Origin of the sequence: Nocardia sp. NPDC059177 (genome assembly GCF_042755165.1) — a bacterium.
Lineage (GTDB): Bacteria > Actinomycetota > Actinomycetes > Mycobacteriales > Mycobacteriaceae > Nocardia.
The window spans coordinates 62072-82727 of record NZ_JBHZBX010000016.1; the positions used below are offsets into that span (position 1 = coordinate 62072).

The window sequence follows — 20656 nt, forward strand, 5'->3', positions numbered from 1 at the left end:
CCGGACGTCGCGGTCGAGGACTACGAGACCCGCGAGATGCCGATCCCGACGACGTCACCGCGTCCCGCCGCGGCGGCCGAGATGCAGCCGCGCGGGCGGTTCTTCCGCGACAGCGGAATCGTGGCCTACCGCAATCTGCTGACCATCCTGCGCGTGCCCACGCTGCTGGTCACCGCGACCATCCAGCCGCTGATGTTCGTATTCCTGTTCGCCTACATCTTCGGCGCCTCACTCGGCGGCGACCAGTACCGCGAATTCCTGCTGGCAGGCATCTTCACCCAGACCGTCGCCTTCAACGCCGCCTTCACCACCGTCGGCCTGGCCGGTGACCTGCAGAAAGGCATCATCGACCGGATGCGGACGCTGCCGATGTCGCGGCTGGCGGTGCTGATGGGCCGCACGCTCTCGGACCTGGTGGTCAATATCCTCAGTCTCGGCGTGATGGTGATCTGCGGCTATATCGTCGGGTGGCGCATCCACGGCAGCGCCGCCGACGCGGCACTGGCCTTCGCCATCATCCTGCTGTTCGCCTTCGCCATGTCCTGGGTCGGCGCGCTCACCGGGCTGATCTCGCCGACGGTCGAAGTGGCCCAGAGCGCGGGCCTGATCTGGATGTTCCCGCTGTCGTTCATCTCCTCGGCGTTCATCTCCGCCGAGACCCTGCCCGGCCCGTTGCGCACCATCGCGGAATGGAATCCGATCACCGCGGTCTCGGCCGCGGGCCGCAAACTCTTCGAGAACGACTCGCCACCGACCTTCGCCCCCGCGACCGGCTGGGCGGCCGAACACTGCGTGCTCTACGCGGTCATCTGCTCGGTGGTCATTCTGGCCGTCGCCATGCCGGCGGCACTGCTGCAATACCGCAAGGTCGCCAGCCACTGACCGCGCGGACATGGCGAAGGCCGCCTCCGGTGATCCCGGCAGGCGGCCTTCGCCGTGTGTGCGCTGGTTATCCGCGACGGCGCGTCTTGAGCAGGTCCAGACGCTCCTTGAGCAGCTCCTCGAGCTCCTCCTTGCTGCGACGCTCCAGCAGCATGTCCCAGTGGGTACGCGGCGGCTTGACCTTCTTGGTCTCCACCGAGGTGCCCTCCATGAGCTGACCCTCCTGGCCGTTGCGGCACAGCCAGGTCGGCGGGATCTCCGCGTCGTCGGCGAACGGGACGTCGAATTCCTCACCGTTGTCGGTGCGGTAACGGGCGATCCGGCGCGGGGCCAGATCGTGGTCGCGATCGGTCTCGTAGCTCACCGCTCCGAGCCGACTGCCTCGGAGAACGCGATCTGCCATGTGTGCTCCTGTACTTTTGGCGGCTGGCGCCGCGTGTTCTCGGCCCCCGGGGCCTCGATTCTTCCCTCCCTGCGGGTACTCCTTCGTCGCACCCTTCGGTCAGTCCAGAATCGAGTCGGGCCGAGAACGGGGCTTAGTTCTACAGTTCAACGCGCGAGAAGTCTGAACTGTTCCATTGTAGTCGCTGCCCGCTGAGCGAGACCTGCGCCGCCGGATCGGCCGCCGGGCGGCTAGGGTTTCGCAGCATGTCGCGCAGTCGCCTGCTGTCCTGCCTGTGGTGCGGGCGGGAGATCGTGGATTCCGAGTCGGGTCGCCGTCGCCGCTATTGCCGCCAGTCGTGCAGGCAACGCGCCTACGAGCACCGGACCAGCTTGAAAGGGACCGGGATTCCCGAGGACGCGGTGGTGCTGTCCGCGCAGGAGGCCGCCGACCTGGCCGATCGCTGGTTCGCCGCGCGGTGCGCCGCCGAGGACGTGGCGACCGCGGTCGCCGAGGGCGCCGACACCGCCGAACTCGCTCAGCTGAGCGCGACTCTGGTGCAGCTGTCCCGGGAAGCCGAACGCCTGCGCTGACCACGATGGGCCGGCGCAGGCGAGGGCGATCAGGCCGATGGTGCTTCGGCGGAGTCGCGGGAGCGCAGGTACACGGTGGTGACACCGCCCGCGACGAACAGCGCCAGCGCCGCGGCCGCACCGGCGGTCGCCAGGTCCGGCGCGAGGAGCGGCTGGGCGCGCAGGGCCTGCCAGAGCACCAGCAGCAGCAGCCCGAAGTAGCCGAGCACCGCGACGCCGAGCAGTCCGGCGCGGGTGTGCTCGGTGCGCAGCCAGCGGTAGCGCGGTGCCAGTGCCGCGAGCACGACGGCGAGCACGAGCAGCACCTGGATACCGTGCAGGCCGACGAAGTGCGGGATGCGCAGGTCACCGCCGGTGGTACTCCAGTGGGTGATCGGCATGGCACCGACCCCGTCGCGCGCCACATCGGTGGGCACTCCGGGCCGCACGGTGTGCCCGGCCATCAGCCCGACCACGGTGCCGTCGCTCTGCCGGACGAGCTGCGGGCTGGTGAAGCCCATCAGATAGCCCAGCGCCATTCCGGTCACCGCCAGCCACAGTCCGGCCTTCAACGCGATCCGGGTCGGCCGGTCGGCGAGCTTCTGCCACGAGATGATCACCGCCAGGACGAGATTGGCGACGAACAGGCCGGGCACGCCGGAGGTGAACACCTGCTGGCCGATCTGGTTGACCGGGTCGGTGGCGGTGTTGAAATGACTGAACGTGCCCCGCGCGGCCTGGAGCGCGATGAATCCGACATCGGCGATCCCGGTCGCCGCGAAGACGGTGCCCAGCCACCAGGTCGCGCGCCTGCCACGATGCGGGAGCCGCAGGATCCACGCCAAGGTCACCCCGTAGAGGGCGAAGGCGAGGCCGAACTTCGCGGGTTTGAGCCAGACGGATTCGCCGAGCAGTTCGCGGTCGTCGACCAGCATGCCGATGATCGAGACCAGCACGAGTCCGGCCATCAGCGCCGAATTCACCAGCAGGGGGCGGTGCCACGGCGCCGCGTCGCCCCGGTGGGCGGCCGGGAACCGGAGGCCGGACAGGGCTTGGGGGAATGCGATCGTCGCCATGTCTCGACGGTAGGAATCCGGTATGCCCCAACACCTCCCGCTGCGGAGCGGGATCACCGCCCGTACCCGGGTAGGGGGTCGGCCTTACCCGGGTTCTCAGGGTCAGATCCCCATCCGCCAGATCGCGGCGTCGACCGCGCGCGGCGAGACGGTCGCCAGCGTCTGCAGCACCCGGCCGTAGCGCGGGTACAGCTCGATCGGGCGGGTGCGGATCGCGGTGAGGATCCAGGCCGCCGCGTCCTCGGGGGACAGGGCGGCCGCGTCGGCGTATTTGCCGGTGGGCGCGATCATCTCGGTGCGCACCAGCGGGTACCCCAGCGTGGTGACGTGCACGCCGCGCGGCCTGGTCTCCGCGCCGAGGCTGCGCCCGAACGCGCCCAGCGCCGCCTTGGACGCGTGATACGCGGTGAACAGCGGCATCGATCCGGCCGCGACACCCCAGGTGGCGACATTGACGACGTGCCCGTCACCGGCCTCGAGCATCGAGGGCAGCAGGCCCATGGTGAGCCGGGCCGCGCCGAAGTAGTTCAGCGCCATGGTCCGCTCGTAGTCGTGGAAGCGGTCGGTGGCCTCGGCGGCGCCGCGGCGGATCGAGCGGCCCGCGTTGTTCACCAGCACGTCGATGTGGCCGTACTGTTCGACGAGGGTCTTGGCCAGCGCGTCGGTCTGTTCGGCGTCGGCGAGATCGCAGGGAATCATCTCGGCGTTCCCGCCCGAGGCGCGCACGGCGTCGCGCACCGCGGCGAGGGGTTCGGGGGTCCTGGCCACCAGGATCACCGCGGCGCCCGCGCGGGTCAGCGCGTGCGCGGCCGCCTTGCCGACGCCGGCGGACGCACCGGTCAGCACCACGGTCTTGCCCGCGATCTCGTGGCGTTCACCGAGGACGAGCCGGGCCACCGTCCGGGGCAGGGCGGGCGGGTTGAGCAGCACCGATCGGGCGAGTTCGGTGAACACGGAGGTCTCCTGTCGGATCGAGGGTCAGGCGGTGGTCGGCGCGCCGCCGGGGGTGGGCTGCCAGCCGGGCGGGGCGAAGAGGTACCCGAGCCGCTCCCGCCAGCTCGTCGCACCGCGGAGGTCACGCACGATGGCGGCGTACTCGTGATACTGCAGGTGGATCAGGTTGTAGGTGCCGACGGGTTTGGTCAGGCCGTAGGTGGGGGTCCGGCGCTCGGGGGCGAAGGTACCGAACATCCGGTCCCAGACGATCAGGATCCCGGCATAGTTCTTGTCCAGGTATTCCGGGTCGCGGCCGTGATGGACGCGGTGGTGCGAGGGCGTGTTGAACACGAACTCGATCGGGCGCCAGAGCCGGCCGACGGTCTCGGTGTGGGTGAAGAACTGGTAGATGAGGTTGATCGAGAACGCGATGTAGATCGTCCACGGCGCGAAGCCGAGCAGCGGCAGGGGTGCCCAGAAGATCGCCTCCGACCACGGGTTCCACTTCTGCCGCAGGGCGGTGCCGAGGTTGAAGTACTCGCTGGAATGGTGGGCCTGATGCGCCGCCCAGCCGATCCGGACCCGGTGGGAGAACCGGTGATTGGTGTAATAAGCCAGATCGACGACGAGCACCAGCACCGGCCAGTACCACCAGGCGCCGGTCGGCAGGTGCCAGGGCGCGAGCGTCGACCACAGGAAGACGAACAGCACGAGCGTGAGCACCTTGAACAGCGCGGTGAACGCCAGCGACACCAACCCCATGCTGATGCTGGTCCTGGTGTCGGCGACGTGGTAGCCACGCCGGTCCCCGGCATCGTGGCGCAGGCTCAGGATCTCCATGCCGAGGAACAGCGCGAAGAACGGGACGGCGTAGAGGATGGGGGTGTTGATCTGATCCCAGACGGCGTCCGGCACGGCGACTCCTTGAATTGACTCAAACGTAAATTACAAAATGGTCAGTCGGGTGTCAACGATGGCGGCTCGCGATGGTTGGATGAACCGGTGAGTACTGCCGGAACCAAGGGTGTCCCGCGTCCCGAACGCGAGCAGCAGATCCTCGATGCCGCCGTCGCCGAGATCGGGCGGGTCGGCTACGCGGGGCTCTCGCTCGCCGATGTCGCCCAGCGGGCCGGGGTGTCCAAGCCGCTGGTCTACACCTATTTCCAGTCCAAGGACGGGCTGTACAACGGGTGTGTCGATCGGGCGGCGACGATTCTCTACGACGCGATCGAGCTCGCGATCACCGAAGCCGGCGGGCTCAGCAAGGCCGAACGCACCCTCGACGCGATCTTCGCCGCGCTGGAACCACGGCCACACGACTGGACCGTCGTGTTCGACCGGTCCCATCCCGACGAGGGGCCGGTTGCCGAGGCCTCCCGGGCGGCGCGGCGGCGCATCGCGGCCCAGGCGGCGCGCGGAGTAGCCGATGCGATCGGTGTCGTCGAGCTCACCGATCCGCTCGACCTGTCCGCACTGACAGATGTCTGGATGGGTGCGGTGACCTCGCTGGTGCTGTGGTGGCTGCGCCACCCCGACCAGACCGCCGCGCAGATGACCGCCCGTTCCCACCGCCTGATCACCGCCCTGTTCGCCGCCGCGCGCTAGTGGGTCTGCTTGCCGGGCAAGCGATTACGCGCCGAGCGGCAGGTCGCCGGCGGGCAGTAGTTCGGCCAGCAGGGGCGCCCATTCGTAGCGTCGCTCCGGGAAACACCGCTCCAGCAGATCGCGCATGATCGACGGCGCGATCGACGCGCCGGGTGAGGCCCCGAGCAGGCCGGCGACGGTGCCGTCGGCGCCGGTCACCAGCTCGGTGCCGAATTCGAGCACCCCGCCGCGCCGCCGGTCCGGCTTCACCAGCTGGGCGCGCTGCCCGGCCTGGACCAGCTCCCAGCCGGCCGGATCGGCAGTGGGGTAGAACCGCTGCAACTGCGCGAACTTGCGCCGCGGCGAGGCGATCAGCTGGCCGACGAGGTAGCGCAGCAGACCCGGATTCCGCACGCCCACCGCGGCCAGCGGGACGACATTGTGCGGCCGCAGCGTGGTGAACAGATCGGTGAGCTTGCCGTAGCGCAGCAGCCGGGTGCTGAAGGTGGCGAACGGACCGAACAGCAGCGCGGCCTCGCCGTCCACCTCCCGCCGGTCCAGATGCGGCACCGACATCGGCGGCGCACCGAGATCGGCCTGGCTGTACACCTTGGCCCGATGCTCGGCGACCACCGCGGGATCACTGGTCCGCAGGAACTGCGCGCCCAGCGGGAACACCCCGTAGCCGCGCACCTCGGGCAGCCCGGCCCGCTGGAGCAAGCGCAGGGCGTATCCGCCCGCCCCGACGAAGACGAACCGCGTGCGCACCGTGAACCGGCGCCCGCTGTCCAGATCGCGACCGCGCACCGTCCACAGACCGTCGCGGCCACGGCGCAGTCCGGTGATCTCGCGGTGCAGGCGCACCGCGTTGCCCGCCTCGGTCATGGTCGCCAGCAACGACCTGGTCAGTGCGCCGAAGTCGATATCGGTGCCCGCGGTGTGCCGGGTGGCCGCCATCGCCTCGTCGTCGGCCCGTCCGCGCACCAGCAGCGGCGCCCACTGCGCGATGACGGCCCGGTCCTCGGTGTACTCGAGTCCGGCGAAGGCGGGCAGTGTCCGCAGCGTCGCGTAGCGCTCGCGCAGGTAGGCGATGTCGCGCTCGCCGAACACCACGGTGATGTGTGGTGCCGGGGTGAGGAAGGTCGCCGGGTCGAGGGCGTCGCGGTGCGCCAGCGCCGACCAGAACCGGCGCGAGAGCGCGAACTGCTCGGCGATCCGCGCGGCGCGGGTGCCGTCGGCCGGATCGGGCATGTAGTTCAGTTCGCACAGGCCCGCATGGCCGGTCCCGGCGTTGTGCCACGGGTGGCTGCTCTCCGCGGCAGGTTCGCCGAGCCGTTCGAACAGCGCGATCGACCAGTCCGGCGCGATCGTGCTCAGCAGCGCGCCGAGGGTGGCCGACATGATGCCGCCACCGATCAGGACCGCGTCGAGAATGTCCTCGCCCCTGGCGGATTCGGGCTGGATGGGTGTCGTATCGGTCATCTCGGAACCTCCCGTGAGCTGTGTACCGCCATCGTCACGCCGGGAGAAGCAATCCGTCCAACGCGATATCGCCGCGATTATGATCCGGATATGGATGAATACGGGGAGGTGGGCGCCCACGACCTGGTTCCGCTGCTGGCCGCGTTCGACGCCGCCGCCGAGGACGGCCATTTCACCCGGGCGGCCGAGCGCCTCGGGGTTCCGCAGTCCTCGCTCAGCCGCCGGATCCGGACGCTGGAGCAGACTCTGGGTGTCGCGCTGTTCCAGCAGCTCGGTCGCGGGGTCGCGCTGACGCCGCAGGGGCGTGATCTGCACGAGCGCACGCGCGGGGTGGTCCGCGCCCTCGACGACGCGGTGCGCCGGGTCCGCGCGGACGCCGATCCCGACAGCGGGCTGGTCCGCTTCGGCTTCCCGCTGACGCTGGGACCGGTCAGCATTCCGTCGCTGCTGGCGCAGTTCCACACCCGCGCGCCCCGCATCCGGCTGCGTCTGGTGCAGGCGCACGGTGAAGAGCTCGCCGAACAGGTACGCGACGGCCGGCTCGATCTGGCGGTGATGATCCCGCCCCCGGTCGATCTGGGCTCGGTGGACCTGGGCCGCCAGCGCATCGACCTGCATGTCGCCCGCACCCACCCGCTGGCCGGGCGGGCGCGCGTGGCGCTGGCGGAACTGGCGGACGCGGCCTTCATCGCCAACCCGCCCAGCTATCACCTGCGCGCGCTACTCGACACCTGGTGTGCCGCCGCGGGTTTCACGCCGCGCGTGCTGTTCGAGATCACCGAGTTCGAGACGGTGCGGGCCTTGGTCGCGCTGGGTCTCGGCGTCGCGCTGCTGCCCGCCGCGGAGCTGCCGCATCCGGATCTGGCGATCGTGCGCATCGATGGCGACCGCGACCGCGAGATCGGCCTGGTCTCGGGAGACCATCGGCCGACGCTCGCGGTCGCGCGGCTTCGGGAATTCCTGATCGACCGGCGAGCGGCGATCAGTGGTGCGTGAGGATCAGTCCTGGGCGATGCCTGCGTCGACGCCACGCGCGGCGAGCCACGGGTGCGGGTCGATCGGGGCGCCGTAGCGCGAGCCGTCCGGCACGTGCACCTCGTAGTGCAGGTGGGGGCCGGTGGAATTGCCCCGGTTGCCGACGGTGGCGATGACATCACCGGCGTTGACGTGCTGACCGACCTGAACCAGGATCTCGTTCACGTGACCGAACACACCGATGGTGCCGTCGTCCTGCTGCACGCGGACCCACAGGCCGAAGCCGGTGGCCGGACCCGCCTCGATCACGGTACCGTCGGTGACGGCGAAGATCGGTGCGCCGATCGGGTCGCCGAAGTCGATGCCGTTGTGCGCGGTGCCCCAACGGGCGCCGAAGTACGAGGTCAGCCGGCCGTTCACCGGGCGGACGGTATGCGGCCGCGGCGCGATGAACGGGATCTCGGGCAGGGCGACCTCGACCGCTTCGCGGTGCTCTTCCCACGGGATCGGCGCCGACGCGGCGGCCGTGCCCTGCGCGCCCTGGGCCTCGGCGGGGGTGTACGAGGTGAAGCGGTAGGGCGAGGCGCCCCGGGCGACGGACTCGGTGCTGCTGGCCGTGATGGTGGTGTTGGACGCGGGGGTCTCGGGCTCACCGAAGGTGGCGACGGAGGTTCCCACGAGTGCGGACAGAGCCACCGCACCCGCGACAACGCCTCCCCAACGGCCGGCGAAGGCGTCGGAGACTCGGGCAGATAACGGGTTGGTCACGAACATGTCTCGAACGTAGCGAAGCCGTGACCTCGGCGGCGAATCCTGTGGCTGTCATCACGAAGCGCTATAACCCCAGTTGATCTATAACGGCGGTATAACGAACTGTCTACATCCTGATGACGACCGGGCGAAATGCGCGACCGGCAAGATCATTGCCGGACCCCCTGAATGCGCGCACACTGGTGAAGTGGACACTAACGGAGTTCGGGCCATCGCGGCCCTGTCCGACCCCACCCGGCGCGCGATCTTCGAGTCGCTGCCCGCGGGTCCGCGCTCGGTCGCCGAGCTCGCCGCCGCCACCGGAATCACCAGCTCGGCCGCCTCCCAGCACCTGAAAGTGCTGCGCGACGCGCATCTGGTGGCCATGCGCCCCGCGGGCAACCGCCACCTCTACTCCCTGGACCCCCGCGGTCTCGGCGACGCCCGGGACTATCTCGAGCAGTTCTGGCCGAGCGCGCTGGCCGCCCATGCGGCGGCATTGCGGACCGCCGTGGCCACCGAGCCGGCTCAGCCCACCCGGCGATAGCGGGACTTGGTCGACTCGGCCCAGTCCTGCTTGTCGAGTTGGGCGTCGACCGCCGCGAGCACCTCCGGGACGCCGATCCGCAGCAGTCCGCTGTCGGGCGTGCGTCCCTCCGGGTCGCCGACCTGTCCGGCCCACAGCACCGCGTGCCTGCCCAGCAGATGCGCAGGCGGTCCGCCCCGGCGCGGGGGCGTCGGGCCGAACAGCAGCACCGTGCGCGTGCCGAAGGCGGTCGCCAGATGCGCGACGCCGGTGTCGCCGCTGATCACCAAGGCCGCCTCGGCCACCGTCGCCGCCAGATCGGTGAGGTTCTGCCTGCCGGCCAGCACGCGATCGTCGGGCAGCCCGGCCTGGGCGGCCACCTCCATCGCGATCTCGCGTTCGAACGGGTCGCCGGTGAGTACCACGCCCCGGCCGAGTACCAGCAGATGCCGCACCACCGCGGCGAAGCGTTCCGGCGGCCAGCGCCGCGCCGGCGCGCCCGCGCCGATGTGGACCACCACACAATCGCGGCGGCTGAGCGAGGCCACCGGCGGCACCAGGCCGAGATTGCGGCGATCGGCGGCGATGCCCTCGAACTCGAGAAGCCGGCACCAGCGGTCCACCACGTGCGCCTCCGGATCCCAGCGGGGCCCGGCCAGTTTCGGCAGTTCCGGGGTCCGGTGCCCGATGATCCGGGCGGCCCCGGTGTCGGCCAGTGCCCGGGCGCTGGCGCCGTCGGGACCGTGCAGGTTCACCGCCAGCTCGGGGGCGGGCCCGTCCCAGATGAGGGCGGCGGGATCGGCGGTGGGGACCAGTTCGTCGACCGAGGAGATCAGGTCGACGATCCGCTCCAAGCGGTGCGGCGCAGCCAGGATGATCCGGCTCTGCGGTTCGGCCCGGCGCAGGGCACGCAGAGCCGGGACCGCGGCGAGCAGATCACCGAGGCCCCGAGCTTGCAGCACGAGTACAACCGACACTTCTTTGTCCTACCCGGCACCCGCGCGCACCAAACGTTCGTGCAGGGGCGGACGTGTCCACTGTCACGGCGATCGCGACACGGTCACCGGCCCAGCTAATATCGGGAAAACCAGAGCAACCGGGCATAACATCTCGTCATGACGACAAATACCGTGTTGGAGAGTCCAATTGCGGCTCTTGCCAAGAAGACCTGGCAAACAATTCTGGTCACCGGCCTCCTCGCGGTGGTGCTGGGCATCATCGTCCTCGTGTGGCCCGGCCCGTCGCTGCTCGTGGCGGGCGTGCTGTTCGGCATCTACATGGTTGTCAGCGGCATCTTCCAATTGATCGCCGCGTTCACCCATCTGCCCAGCACCAGCTTCCGGGTGCTCTCGTTCATCAGCGGTGTGCTGTCGCTGATCATCGGTGTGTTCTGCTTCCGCGACGACCTGGCCTCGATCGTGCTGCTCGGGCTGTGGATCGGCATCAGCTGGCTGTTCCGCGGTGTCGCGGTGCTGTTCGCCGCGGTCGCGGACAAGGGTGTGCCGGGCCGGGGCTGGCAGATCTTCTACGGCATCATCAGCGCGATCGCCGGTGTCGTCCTGATCGTGTGGCCGGTCGGCTCGCTGGCCACCCTGATGTGGGTGGCGGGCATCTCGCTGATCGTCATCGGTGTCATGGAGATCATCACCGCCTTCGGCGTCCGCAAGGATTCGCATCTGGTGGATACACAGGTATAAGGAGTAACCGCGGAATTCGTCGTGCGGCGGCCGGTGCCGACGGGTGCCGGCCGTCGCCGGGTGAACTACGCTCGGCGCTCATGGATTTCCTTTACAACCTGGTGGTAGTCGCCCATCTGCTGGGCATGGCCGCGGTGGTAGGTGGCTTCGTCGCGGGCCGGCCCGTCGTCTCGGAACTGATGGTGTGGGGTGCGCGCGCCCAGCTGATCACCGGGGTGATCCTGGCTGGTCTGGCCTCGGGCGTCGATTCGCTCGACAAAGATCCCGACACCATCAAGCTGGCGGTGAAGCTGGCGATCGCGGTGGTCGTCTGCGCGTTCGCCGAGATCAGCCGGGCCGACGCCAAGCGCGGCGAGCGGGCCGACTGGATGACCGACGCCGCGGGCGGCCTGGCCATCGTCAACGTCGTCGTCGCCGCGCTCTGGACCTGATCCGCGACCAGCTCCGCCGCGCAGGTCAGCCCGCTGCGCGCGCGAGCTTGGTCAACTCGACTGTCGCCGAACGCAATTCACTGATCTCGGTGAGTGGCTGCGCGTAGCCGACGCGGGTACGGGCCACACCGCGCGGGGTGTCGACCCGCAACTGCAGACCGTAGCGGTCGGCGCGCTCGCAGGCGGCCGCGGTCGCGTCGGGGAACCCGCCGAGGTGCCGCGCCATGGCCAGCAGCGCGTCGGCGTGGTCGGCGTTGAGGTGGGCGATGCCCGGCGCGGCGCGCGGCACGATCGGGTCCGGTTCGGCGGCCAGGTATTCCGCCGCCGAGGCCGAATCCATCCGGCCGTACCCGCCGACCCAGCGCACCCGCTGGACCCGCAGCACCCACAGGGTGAAATCGCTGTAGTCGATGTAGTACTTCGCGGCGGGCACCGCGGCCAGATGCGCGGCCCGCGCGGCCTCGGCCTCGGCGCCCTCGGGACGTTCCACCACACCGGCGAGGGTGATCCTGGTGCCCGCCAGTGGATCCGCGGGAATGTCCGGGGTCACGACGGCGATGCTGGCCCGGGGATCGACGGCCAGATTGCGGCCGTGCTCGGCCAGGCGCGAGACGCTCAGCACGGGGGCGCCGTCGAGCAGGCCGTAGGTGATGAACGACGCCCACGGCGCCCCGTCGGCGGTCAAGCTGGCCAGGGTGCCGATATTGGTCGCCGCCGCGATCGTTCTGGCCTCCTCGGCGGCCGAGGGATGCGCCTCGTTGGCCAGGGGAGTGGTCGGCAGCGGGATGGCGGGTGCGTCGCCGGGGTCGCCGTGGTCGAGAGTCATGGCCACAGCGTATCCACCCGGACGGCTCGGCGGGGCCTGCTCGACAGCCAGGAGTGCAGTGCCCGGTAGACCGCGTCGTGGTTGAGCAGGCTGAAATGGTTGGCCGCGGGGACGTGCAGACCGTTCACCTCACCGAGCCCGATCCGCCGGGACCGGCCCCGGCCCGAGCCGCTGCCGGTCAGTACCAGGCCGTCGCCGACGACGCGGCCCAGCGGATGCTTCGGGCTGCGGGTGATCGTCGCGGTGACGAAGTAGTGGTCGGCGTGCACGATCAGCGGCACTTCCTGGACGGCGCGGGCGCGCAGGGTGTCGTCGTCGAGATCGCGCCAGTCCTCGTCGACCAGCGAACCCTGCCGCAGATCGCGGATGCCCGCGCTGCGCCTGCGCAGCAGCGCGCTCAGCGGACGTGTCTCGGGCAGCAGATCGAACGCGGCGGCCGCGTAGTGCGCGACCTGTTCGAGCGGTGCGCCCAGATGCGGTGACCCCAGGCACACCACCTGCCGGACCGCGCGCACCCAGTCCGCGCCTGCCTCGTCGGCCCGGTGGCAGGCGCTGCGGGCGACCAGCCCGCCCATCGAATGGCCGACCAGGCAGATCTCGTGCACCGGCATCGGCCAGCTCGCGACCAGCCGGGTGAGCAGGGCGTCGAGCTGGGCGGCGTTCTCGGAGATGTGCAGGCCGGTGTTGTAGCGCACGTGCACCGGGGTGTAGCCGAGGTCGGCCTCGAGCAGTTCGCCGTAGTCCGGCCTGCCGCCGAGTCTCCAGGAGTGCTCGGTCTCCACCAGCCCGTGCACCAGCACGACCAGCCGCGAGGTCGGCACGAGGACGTGGGCGGGCAGCAGTTCGGCCGCGACCGGTGCGCCCTCGACGCGAATGGTCATGGGGGAGGCCAGAATCGGCGCCTGGTCCTCGAGGGAGTCACCGATCAGCCCCTGCACGGCGGCGAGCACACCGGCGCCCCATACGGTGCGCGAGGGCGCGGGGACGCCGGGCATCTGGACCGCGCTCGCCACTTCGCCCACCACGAACCCGGTGCCGCCGACCGCGGCGTAGACGCTGTCGGTGATCGCGTCGTGCACGATCTTCACCGGATCGGCGGCCGCCCCGACCCCGGCGCGGACCGCGGCGAACACGCGATCGGAAATGGCCCGGTGGACGGCCGCGATCCCGTCGACCGCGCCGGCGAACTCGTCGCCGGCCAGGCGTGTGAGTGCCTGTACTTCGGCCTGGGGCTGGGGGAGCTGCTCGGTCACGAGTTTGAGAGTACAACTGTGCACTGAAAATTGGTGAGTTCGGGGCTTCTTTGGGAGCTGTGGGCGAGCGCCGCGCGCCGGGGCGGGACGGATCACAACAGCATGGCGCTACTGCGATATGCGCATCAACGCATGTTGGATAATCGGGGTGGCAATGATCGTGCGGCAGAAAAAAGGGCAAGGACGGCGGGGGATCGCCGTCCTCGCCCCGGACTAGACGTGGTTGACGATCGCGTACCAGAGCGCGCCCGACGCCCCGACGACGAACAGCGGTGAGAGCACCCAGGTCTCGACCCGGTTGCCGGTCCGCTCGATCAACGGGATCCGGGTGCGGAACGGGAACGGCCACAGCAGCCTGCATCCGCGCTCGGTGAGGCAGTCGCCCAGCAGATGGGCCAGACAGCCCAGTCCGACACAGATCGGCAGCCAGGCCGGCCGGTCGACGATCCAGTGGTCGACGGCGAAAGTGCCCGCGCCGGCCAGCACGACGACGGTGCCGTAGGTGCGCACGCTCTTACCCGGCGGGCACAGGTGCAGCGAACGCACCGCCAGCGCCAGCAGGAAGAAGACCAGGCTCAGCGTGAACGGCCTGCCGAGCCAGTGCTCTCCGGCCCAGGTCGCGGCGACCGCGGCCACCACGAACAGCAGCGAATGGGTTCCGTGCCGGTGCCCGCCGGAGGCCCAGGAGATGAAGCGGCACAGGTGATGTGAGATCGGGCCGAGCACGTGCGAGATCGTTCCGCTCGGATGATCGGCGTCCGGCAGCAGCGCGGCACCCGCGGTGAGCAGCGTGCCCATGATCAGCTCCGCGATCCCGAATCGCGTTGTCTCGCTGTCGAACAGGGGGAAAGCGGCGACGGTGAGGGGCAGCACGGCGGCGGTACCCGCCCAGGCCAGCGCCCCGCTCGTCGCGTGTGAATGTCCAAGCACCCCGCAACGTTAGAGGAACGAACTACCCGGTCGCATATGCCGAGGAAGCCGGGGGTGCCACGCCCGGCGAACGAAACACCCTGCGGCGCAGTGCGCGTCGCAGGGTGTTTCGCTGTGGTGCGGGTGGGTCAGGCCAGGTCGAACCGGTCCAGGTTGCTCACCTTGGTCCACGCGGCGACGAAGTCGTGCACGAACTTCTCCTTCGCGTCGTCGGTGGCGTAGGCCTCGGCGACGGCCCGCAGCTGCGAGTTCGAGCCGAAGATCAGGTCGACCCGGCTACCGGTCCAGGTGACCGCGCCACCGGCACGGGCCTTGCCCTCGTAGACGTTCTCGTCGGCCGCCGAGGGCGCCCACTCGGTGTCCATGTCGAGCAGGTTGACGAAGAAGTCGTTGGTCAGCGCGCCCGGGGTCGCGGTGAACACGCCCAGCGGCGACTGCTGGTAGTTCGCACCCAGCACCCGCAGACCACCGATCAGCACGGTCATCTCCGGCGCGCTGAGGGTGAGCAGGTTCGCCTTGTCGACCAGCAGGTACTCCGCGGGGATCTGTGCGTCCTTGGCGACGTAGTTGCGGAAACCGTCGGCCACCGGCTCGAGTGCCGAGAAGGACTCGACGTCGGTCTGCTCCTGGGCGGCATCGGTGCGGCCCGGGGTGAACGGGACCGTCACCGCGACACCGGCCGCCTGCGCGGCCTGTTCGACACCGACCGCGCCGCCGAGGACCACCAGGTCGGCGAAGGACACGGTGGCCCCACCCGCGGCGTTGAACGTCTCCTGGATGCCCTCGAGCACCCGGATGACCTGGGCGAGCTCGTCGGGCTCGTTGACCGCCCAGCCCGCCTGCGGCTGCAGCCGCAGACGTCCGCCGTTGGCGCCGCCGCGCTTGTCGCTGCCACGGAACGAGGAGGACGCGGCCCAAGCGGTGCTGACCAGCTGGGCGACGGTCAGCCCCGAGGCCTGGATCTGGCTCTTGAGCGCCGCGATGTCGCTGTCACCGATCAGCTGACCGGTCTGCGCCGGAATCGGGTCCTGCCACAGCAGTTCCTCCGACGGCACCAGCGGGCCGAGGTAGCGCGCCACCGGGCCCATGTCGCGGTGGGTGAGCTTGTACCAGGCGCGGGCGAAGGCGTCGGCGAACTCGGCCGGATTCTCCAGCCAGCGCTGGGTGATCGGCCCGTAGATCGGGTCGAGGCGCAGCGACAGGTCGGTGGTGAGCATGACCGGGGTCTGCTTCTTGGCCGAGTCGAACGGGTCGGGCACAGTACCGGCGCCCGCGCCGTCCTTCGGGATCCACTGGTTGGCACCCGCGGGGCTCTTGGTCAGCTCCCACTCGTACCCGTAGAGGGTCTCCAGGAAGTTGTTGTCCCAGGTGGTCGGGGTGCTGTTCCAGATGCCCTCCAGGCCGGAGGTGATCGCGTCCGCGCCGACACCGGTGCGGAAGCCGCTCTTCCAGCCCAGTCCCTGCTCCTCGAGCGGGGCGCCCTCGGGCTCGGGACCGACGAGATCGGCCGGGCCTGCGCCGTGGGTCTTGCCGAAGGTGTGGCCGCCGGCGATCAGGGCGGCGGTCTCCTCGTCGTTCATCGCCATCCGGGCGAAGGTCTCGCGGATGTCGATGGCGGCGGCGATCGGGTCCGGATTGCCGTTGGGGCCTTCGGGATTGACGTAGATCAGGCCCATCTGGACCGCCGCGAGCGGGCGCTCCAGGTTGCGCTCACCGGAGTAGCGCTCGTCGCCGAGCCAGGTGCGCTCGGGACCCCAGTAGACGTCCTCCTCCGGCTCCCAGACGTCCACGCGGCCGCCGCCGAAGCCGAAGGTCTCGAAGCCCATCGACTCGAGCGCGACATTGCCCGCGTAGACCATGAGGTCGGCCCAGGACAGTTTGCGGCCGTACTTCTTCTTCACCGGCCACAGCAGCCGGCGCGCCTTGTCCAGGCTGGCGTTGTCGGGCCAGCTGTTGAGCGGGGCGAAACGCTGCAGGCCCGCACCGGCGCCGCCGCGGCCGTCGCCGACGCGGTAGGTGCCCGCCGAGTGCCAGGCCATCCGGATGAACAGCGGGCCGTAGTGGCCGAAGTCGGCGGGCCACCAGGGCTGCGAGGTCGTCATGACCTGCTCGATGTCGGCCTTGACGGCGGCCAGGTCGAGGGTCGCGAATTCGGCGGCGTAGTCGAAGTCCGCGCCGAACGGGTTGGTCACCGGCGGGTTCTTCTGCAGGATCGAGAGATTGAGCTGATGCGGCCACCAGTCGACATTGCTGCCGCGGGCGTCCGCGGAGGCGAACGGCCGGCGCGACGCTACGGGGCAACCACTTTCACCGGGTTCCGTTTGGGCTTCCGCGATGGGTGGGTGTTCCTCGGGCACGGTGATTCCTTTCAGGAGAGTGATCGTGATGACGAGCAATCGGGGCACAGGCCCCAATAGATGACCTCGGCCTCGTCGATGACGAAACCCCGGTCATCGGGCGCGGTCAGACACGGCGCATCGCCGACTGCACAGTCGATATCGACGATCACGCCACAGGATCGGCACACCAGGTGATGATGGTTGTCACCGACGCGGGTCTCGTACCGGGCGACGGTGCCCATGGGCTGGATCCGCCGGAGCAGGCCCGCGGTGGTGAGGGCGCGCAGCACGTCGTAGACGGCTTGCTGGCTCACCGTGCCGAGGGTGTCCCTGACCCGGCTGATGATGGTGTCGGTATCGGCATGGGGCTGGTGATGCACCGCGGTGAGCACCGCGAGACGCGGCGCGGTGACGCGGAGCGAGGCTGCGCGGAGCATCTGCTCGAAATCCGACTTGCTGGACACATTCCAGATTATTACTCATTCCAGATAAGAACGGAAGGGTTTCGGGCCACGAGTTGTGTGCGCAATCCGGGCCTGGTTCCGGCGGGGCCGCTATCCTGCCGGAGTCCGTTCCTCGAACAAAGGTTGGTTTACGGTGAATGCGGTGGTCGATGCTCCTGATGTCGCGTCGAAGGTAGGGCACTACTACCGGATGGACGGGACGTACGAGGTGGGGCGGGAAAAGGTCCGCGAGTACGCCAGGGCGGTCCAGGACTACCATCCGGCACACTGGGACGAAGACGCCGCCGCCGCGCTGGGCTACAAGGGCCTGGTCGCGCCGCTGACCTTCGTCTCGATTCCCGCGATGGCGGCCAACCGGGCGCTGTTCGAAACAGTCGTCGTCGGTTACGACACTTTCGTGCAGACCGAGCAGGTCTTCGAGCAGCACAAGCCGATCGTGGCCGGTGACCGGCTGACCACCGATGTGGAGCTGTCCTCGGTGCGCCGGATCGCCGGCAAGGACCTGATCACGGTGACCAACACCTTCACCGACGAACTCGGTGAGACGGTGCACGTCATGCACACCACGGTCGTCGGCGTCACCGGTGAGGAGGTGGATCCGGCGATCACCACCGCGGTGGAGAACATCATGGTGCACGGCGTGAGCATGTTCGGCCGCGCCGCCGAGGCGACTCAGGACGCCGACCAGGAGGTGCCGCGCCGTCCCGAGGGCGAGCTGCGCCTGTCGACCGCCGGCTCGACCCGCACACCCGGCACCACGCTGTCGTTCGACGACCTGAGCGTGGGCGACGAGGTGACCCTGCGCGATGCCAAGATCACCCGTGGTGACCTGGTCAACTACGCCGGTGTCTCCGGTGACAACAACCCGATCCACTGGGACGAGACGGTGGCCGGCCTGGCCGGGCTGCCCGACATCATCGCCCACGGCATGCTCACCATGGGCCTGGGCGCGGGGTTCCTGTCGGCCTGGTCGGGCGACCCGGGTGCGGTCACCCGCTACGGTGTGCGGCTGTCGAACTACACCGTCGTCGACCGGGAGCAAGGTGGCCAGGTCGAGTACACCGGCAAGGTCAAGTCCCTCGACCCCGACAATCGCAGCGCGGTCATCCTGATCGTGGCCAAGTCCGGCGGCCGCAAGATCTACGGTCTCGCCACCGCCGACATCCGCTTCCGCTGAGCCGAGGCGCCCGGGTTCAGTGCGCGGCGGCGGTGGAAACCGTTGCCGCGCCACCGGATTCGGGCGTCGCCGGGTGTACCCGCACGCGGGTGCTGTTGACCGCGGCCGCGCCGGTGAGCGGGTCGGTCACGGCCGGGTCGTGCAGCAGGTTGACATTGGCGCCGCCGTGCGCGGTCGCCACGGTCCAGCCCACCCCCGGTTCGCGATGCCCCCAGCCGTGCGGGATGGCGACCACCCCGGCGCGGATGTCGTCGCTGATCTCCACCGGCACCTCGATCGCGCCCGCGGCGGATTCGACGGTGGCCAGGTCACCGTCGGTGAGGCCGCGCGCGGCGGCGTCGCCGGGGTGCATGAGCACGGTGCAGCGGTCGCGGCCCTTCACCATGGATTCGATGTTGTGCAGCCAGGAGTTGTTGCTGCGCAGGTGCCGTCGCCCGATGAGTTGCAGGTCGTAGTCGCCGCTCGGGGCGTCGGCCGCGTCGAGGACCTCGCCGACGGCGGCGAGGAAGTCCGGTGGCGTCAATCGCACCTTGCGGTCGCCGGTGCCGAGGAGTTCGCGCAGCCGTGGTTGCAGCGGACCGAGGTCGACCCCGCCGGGTGCGCGGCGGATCTTGCCGACGGTCAAGCCTTTCCGGCCGCGCCGCAGGACGCCGTAGGGTCCGGTGGCGATGGCCGCCGCGGTCAGCCGCATCGGGCTCAACTGCTCGAACAGCGCGTTCATCGCCCGGCCGGTGATCCGCCGGGCAGGCAGCGGTACCACTTCGGTGATCAGCCGCGCCAGGATCTGCCAGTCGTCGAGCCCGTCGGCCGGTGGGGTGAACACGCGGGCGTCGAAGCGGGCGTTGTTGCGCACGCTGAACACCGGGAACAGCAGGCTCAGGTCCTCGCGTTCGAGCGCGGAGACCGGCGGCAGGATGATGTCGGCGTGGCGGGTGGTCTCGGTGATGTACATGTCCACGGCGACGTAGTAGTCCAGCGAGGCCAGCGCCTTGTCGAGGCGGCCTGCCTGCGGGGTGGACAGCACCGGGTTGCCCGCGTAGGTTATCATCGCCTTGATCTGGCCCGGTCCGGGGGTGAGGATCTCCTCGGCCAGCACCGCGACGGGCAGTTCGCTGCGGAACGACTTGTGTTTGCCGGAGCGGTCGGTCCACGCGCCGTGCCCCATCGGGAGGTACTTCCCGTAGCGGGGCGCGTCGACGATCGGGGTGGCGAACATCTGGCCGCCCGGCCGGTCGAGGTTGCCGGTGACGGCGTTGACGGTGTTCACCAGCCAGTGGGTGAGGGTGCCGGTGGTCTGCAGGCACACCCCGATGCGGGCGTAGAGCACCGCCGAGGGCGCGGCGGCGTGGTCGCGGGCCAGACGCCGGATGGTGTCGGCGTCGACCCCGGCGTGCGGGGCCATCCGCTCCGGTGTGGTGTCGGCGACCAGCCCGGTGAGGGTGTCCCAGCCCGAGCACTGCGCGCGCACCGCGCGTTCATCGCACAATCCCTCGGTGACCAGCACGTGCAGCATGCCCAGCAGCAGGTAGACATCGCCGCCCGGCCGCACGGCCACGTGCTCGTCGGCCAGACGGGCGGTCTCGGTGCGGCGCGGGTCGATCACCACGACCGTGCCGCCACGCTTGCGCACCTCCCTGATCCGGGTCTTGGCGCCGGGCATGGTGGTGATCGAGCCGTTGGACACCGCCGGGTTGGCGCCGAGCACCACCAGGCGGTGGGTGCGGTCGATATCGGTGATCGGCATCAGCACATTCGCGCCGAACATCCGCCACGCGACGAATTCCTGCGGGAACTGGTCGATCGAGGAGGCGGTGAAGAAGTTGCGGGTCAGCAGGGCTGCGCGCAGCAGGCCGCCGTAGAGCACCGAGGAACTGTGGGCGGCCGGGTTGCCCAGGTACATGCCGATCGCGCTGGGTCCGTGCGCGGCGCGCACCGCCCGCAGCCGCTGCCCGATCTCACGGAACGCCTCGTCCCAGCCGATCGGCTCGAAGCGGTCACCGACCCGGCGGACCGGGGTGCGCAGCCGGTCCGGGTCGTGGTGCAGCCCGCCCATCGCCGTCGCCTTGGGGCAGATGTAGCCCTGGGACAACACATCGTCGGGGTTGCCCTCGATGCGGGTGACCCGCGTGTCCTCGACCGTCACCAGAATCCCGCAGTGCGCTTCACACAAAGTGCATTGCCGCGCAATCGTCGTGCTGTCCACCGTTTCCCCACTTCCGCAGAACCGCTTGTCCCACGCTAGCCCGGTCGCGCCCGCCGCATATCCATCTACGGTCGGATCTTTCCGGCTCGCGCGGCGGTCCGGGGTACGGTGAGCCCGGGTAACGATCTCCGGCCCGATCCCGACACATCAGCGAACCGTTTTCCGCCCAGT

21 protein-coding genes are annotated in these 20656 nt (G+C 69.9%); 8 read left to right on the plus strand and 13 right to left on the minus strand.

Translation table 11 applies throughout. The features are described from left to right. Positions 1-81: 81 nt before the first annotated feature. Positions 82-882, plus strand: coding sequence for an ABC transporter permease (locus tag ACFXK0_RS20365; protein WP_379412165.1), 801 nt, complete (start codon positions 82-84; stop codon positions 880-882). Between the two features lie 67 nt (positions 883-949). Here the strand turns inward: ACFXK0_RS20365 and ACFXK0_RS20370 are convergent, their stop codons facing one another. Next, positions 950-1285: an RNA polymerase-binding protein RbpA gene (locus ACFXK0_RS20370; RefSeq protein ID WP_067453486.1), complete on the minus strand. Its 336-nt coding sequence runs from the start codon at positions 1283-1285 to the stop codon at positions 950-952. A gap of 245 nt (positions 1286-1530) precedes the next feature. Between ACFXK0_RS20370 and ACFXK0_RS20375 the strand changes: the two genes are divergently transcribed. Continuing rightward, positions 1531-1857: a hypothetical protein gene (locus ACFXK0_RS20375; protein WP_379412079.1), complete on the plus strand. Its 327-nt coding sequence runs from the start codon at positions 1531-1533 to the stop codon at positions 1855-1857. Between the two features lie 29 nt (positions 1858-1886). Here ACFXK0_RS20375 and ACFXK0_RS20380 read toward each other — a convergent pair whose 3' ends face one another. The 3 genes from ACFXK0_RS20380 to ACFXK0_RS20390 form a co-directional block, all read right to left on the minus strand. Next, positions 1887-2912 (minus strand): hypothetical protein, encoded by a 1026-nt coding sequence (locus tag ACFXK0_RS20380; RefSeq protein ID WP_379412080.1) that lies wholly within the window; start codon positions 2910-2912, stop codon positions 1887-1889. A gap of 102 nt (positions 2913-3014) precedes the next feature. After that, complete coding sequence (locus ACFXK0_RS20385; protein WP_379412081.1) at positions 3015-3866, minus strand: SDR family oxidoreductase; 852 nt, start codon at positions 3864-3866, stop codon at positions 3015-3017. Between the two features lie 24 nt (positions 3867-3890). After that, complete coding sequence (locus ACFXK0_RS20390; protein ID WP_379412082.1) at positions 3891-4763, minus strand: sterol desaturase family protein; 873 nt, start codon at positions 4761-4763, stop codon at positions 3891-3893. Positions 4764-4850: 87 nt separating this feature from the next. Between ACFXK0_RS20390 and ACFXK0_RS20395 the strand changes: the two genes are divergently transcribed. After that, on the plus strand, positions 4851-5453 hold the full coding sequence (locus tag ACFXK0_RS20395; RefSeq protein WP_379412083.1) for a TetR/AcrR family transcriptional regulator: 603 nt from the start codon (positions 4851-4853) through the stop codon (positions 5451-5453). A gap of 24 nt (positions 5454-5477) precedes the next feature. Here ACFXK0_RS20395 and mqo read toward each other — a convergent pair whose 3' ends face one another. Then, the gene (gene mqo, locus ACFXK0_RS20400) at positions 5478-6914 is read right to left on the minus strand and encodes a malate dehydrogenase (quinone) (RefSeq protein WP_379412084.1); all 1437 of its coding nucleotides are present in this window, start codon (positions 6912-6914) and stop codon (positions 5478-5480) included. A 90-nt stretch (positions 6915-7004) separates the two neighbouring features. On the opposite strand from mqo, the gene ACFXK0_RS20405 reads away from it, so the two are divergent. Continuing rightward, the gene (locus tag ACFXK0_RS20405) at positions 7005-7910 is read left to right on the plus strand and encodes a LysR family transcriptional regulator (RefSeq protein WP_379412085.1); all 906 of its coding nucleotides are present in this window, start codon (positions 7005-7007) and stop codon (positions 7908-7910) included. Positions 7911-7913: 3 nt separating this feature from the next. Here the strand turns inward: ACFXK0_RS20405 and ACFXK0_RS20410 are convergent, their stop codons facing one another. Beyond that, positions 7914-8567: a M23 family metallopeptidase gene (locus ACFXK0_RS20410; RefSeq protein ID WP_379412086.1), complete on the minus strand. Its 654-nt coding sequence runs from the start codon at positions 8565-8567 to the stop codon at positions 7914-7916. 280 nt (positions 8568-8847) lie between these two features. Here ACFXK0_RS20410 and ACFXK0_RS20415 point away from each other — a divergent pair, with 280 nt between their 5' ends. Continuing rightward, complete coding sequence (locus tag ACFXK0_RS20415; RefSeq protein ID WP_379412087.1) at positions 8848-9186, plus strand: ArsR/SmtB family transcription factor; 339 nt, start codon at positions 8848-8850, stop codon at positions 9184-9186. Here the strand turns inward: ACFXK0_RS20415 and ACFXK0_RS20420 are convergent. Then, positions 9168-10142 (minus strand): glycosyltransferase family 9 protein, encoded by a 975-nt coding sequence (locus ACFXK0_RS20420; RefSeq protein ID WP_379412088.1) that lies wholly within the window; start codon positions 10140-10142, stop codon positions 9168-9170. The two genes, ACFXK0_RS20415 and ACFXK0_RS20420, sit on opposite strands and share 19 nt — an antisense overlap. A 138-nt stretch (positions 10143-10280) precedes the next feature. Here ACFXK0_RS20420 and ACFXK0_RS20425 point away from each other — a divergent pair, with 138 nt between their 5' ends. After that, positions 10281-10862, plus strand: a complete 582-nt coding sequence (locus ACFXK0_RS20425; protein WP_379412089.1) for an HdeD family acid-resistance protein — start codon at positions 10281-10283, stop codon at positions 10860-10862. Between the two features lie 80 nt (positions 10863-10942). Then, positions 10943-11293, plus strand: a complete 351-nt coding sequence (locus ACFXK0_RS20430) for a hypothetical protein (RefSeq protein ID WP_379412090.1) — start codon at positions 10943-10945, stop codon at positions 11291-11293. 25 nt (positions 11294-11318) lie between these two features. Here ACFXK0_RS20430 and ACFXK0_RS20435 read toward each other — a convergent pair whose 3' ends face one another. From ACFXK0_RS20435 to ACFXK0_RS20455, 5 genes are all read right to left on the minus strand, one after another. Continuing rightward, positions 11319-12119 carry a HugZ family protein gene (locus ACFXK0_RS20435; protein ID WP_379412091.1) on the minus strand — a complete coding sequence of 267 codons (801 nt, stop codon included), beginning with the start codon at positions 12117-12119 and terminating at the stop codon, positions 11319-11321. Continuing rightward, on the minus strand, positions 12116-13372 hold the full coding sequence (locus ACFXK0_RS20440; RefSeq protein WP_379412092.1) for an esterase/lipase family protein: 1257 nt from the start codon (positions 13370-13372) through the stop codon (positions 12116-12118). The genes ACFXK0_RS20435 and ACFXK0_RS20440 overlap by 4 nt, the downstream gene beginning before the upstream one ends. A gap of 213 nt (positions 13373-13585) precedes the next feature. After that, on the minus strand, positions 13586-14302 hold the full coding sequence (locus ACFXK0_RS20445; RefSeq protein WP_379412093.1) for a metal-dependent hydrolase: 717 nt from the start codon (positions 14300-14302) through the stop codon (positions 13586-13588). Between the two features lie 128 nt (positions 14303-14430). Then, positions 14431-16659, minus strand: a complete 2229-nt coding sequence (gene katG, locus ACFXK0_RS20450; RefSeq protein ID WP_379412094.1) for a catalase/peroxidase HPI — start codon at positions 16657-16659, stop codon at positions 14431-14433. An 11-nt stretch (positions 16660-16670) separates the two neighbouring features. Continuing rightward, positions 16671-17078, minus strand: coding sequence for a Fur family transcriptional regulator (locus ACFXK0_RS20455; RefSeq protein ID WP_379412166.1), 408 nt, complete (start codon positions 17076-17078; stop codon positions 16671-16673). A 160-nt stretch (positions 17079-17238) separates the two neighbouring features. Here ACFXK0_RS20455 and ACFXK0_RS20460 point away from each other — a divergent pair, with 160 nt between their 5' ends. Continuing rightward, entirely contained in the window at positions 17239-18282 is a 1044-nt protein-coding gene (locus ACFXK0_RS20460) for a fused (3R)-hydroxyacyl-ACP dehydratase subunits HadA/HadB (RefSeq protein ID WP_379412095.1), read from the plus strand. 16 nt (positions 18283-18298) lie between these two features. Here ACFXK0_RS20460 and ACFXK0_RS20465 read toward each other — a convergent pair whose 3' ends face one another. Further along, complete coding sequence (locus ACFXK0_RS20465; protein ID WP_379412096.1) at positions 18299-20485, minus strand: molybdopterin-dependent oxidoreductase; 2187 nt, start codon at positions 20483-20485, stop codon at positions 18299-18301. Positions 20486-20656 lie beyond the last annotated feature (171 nt).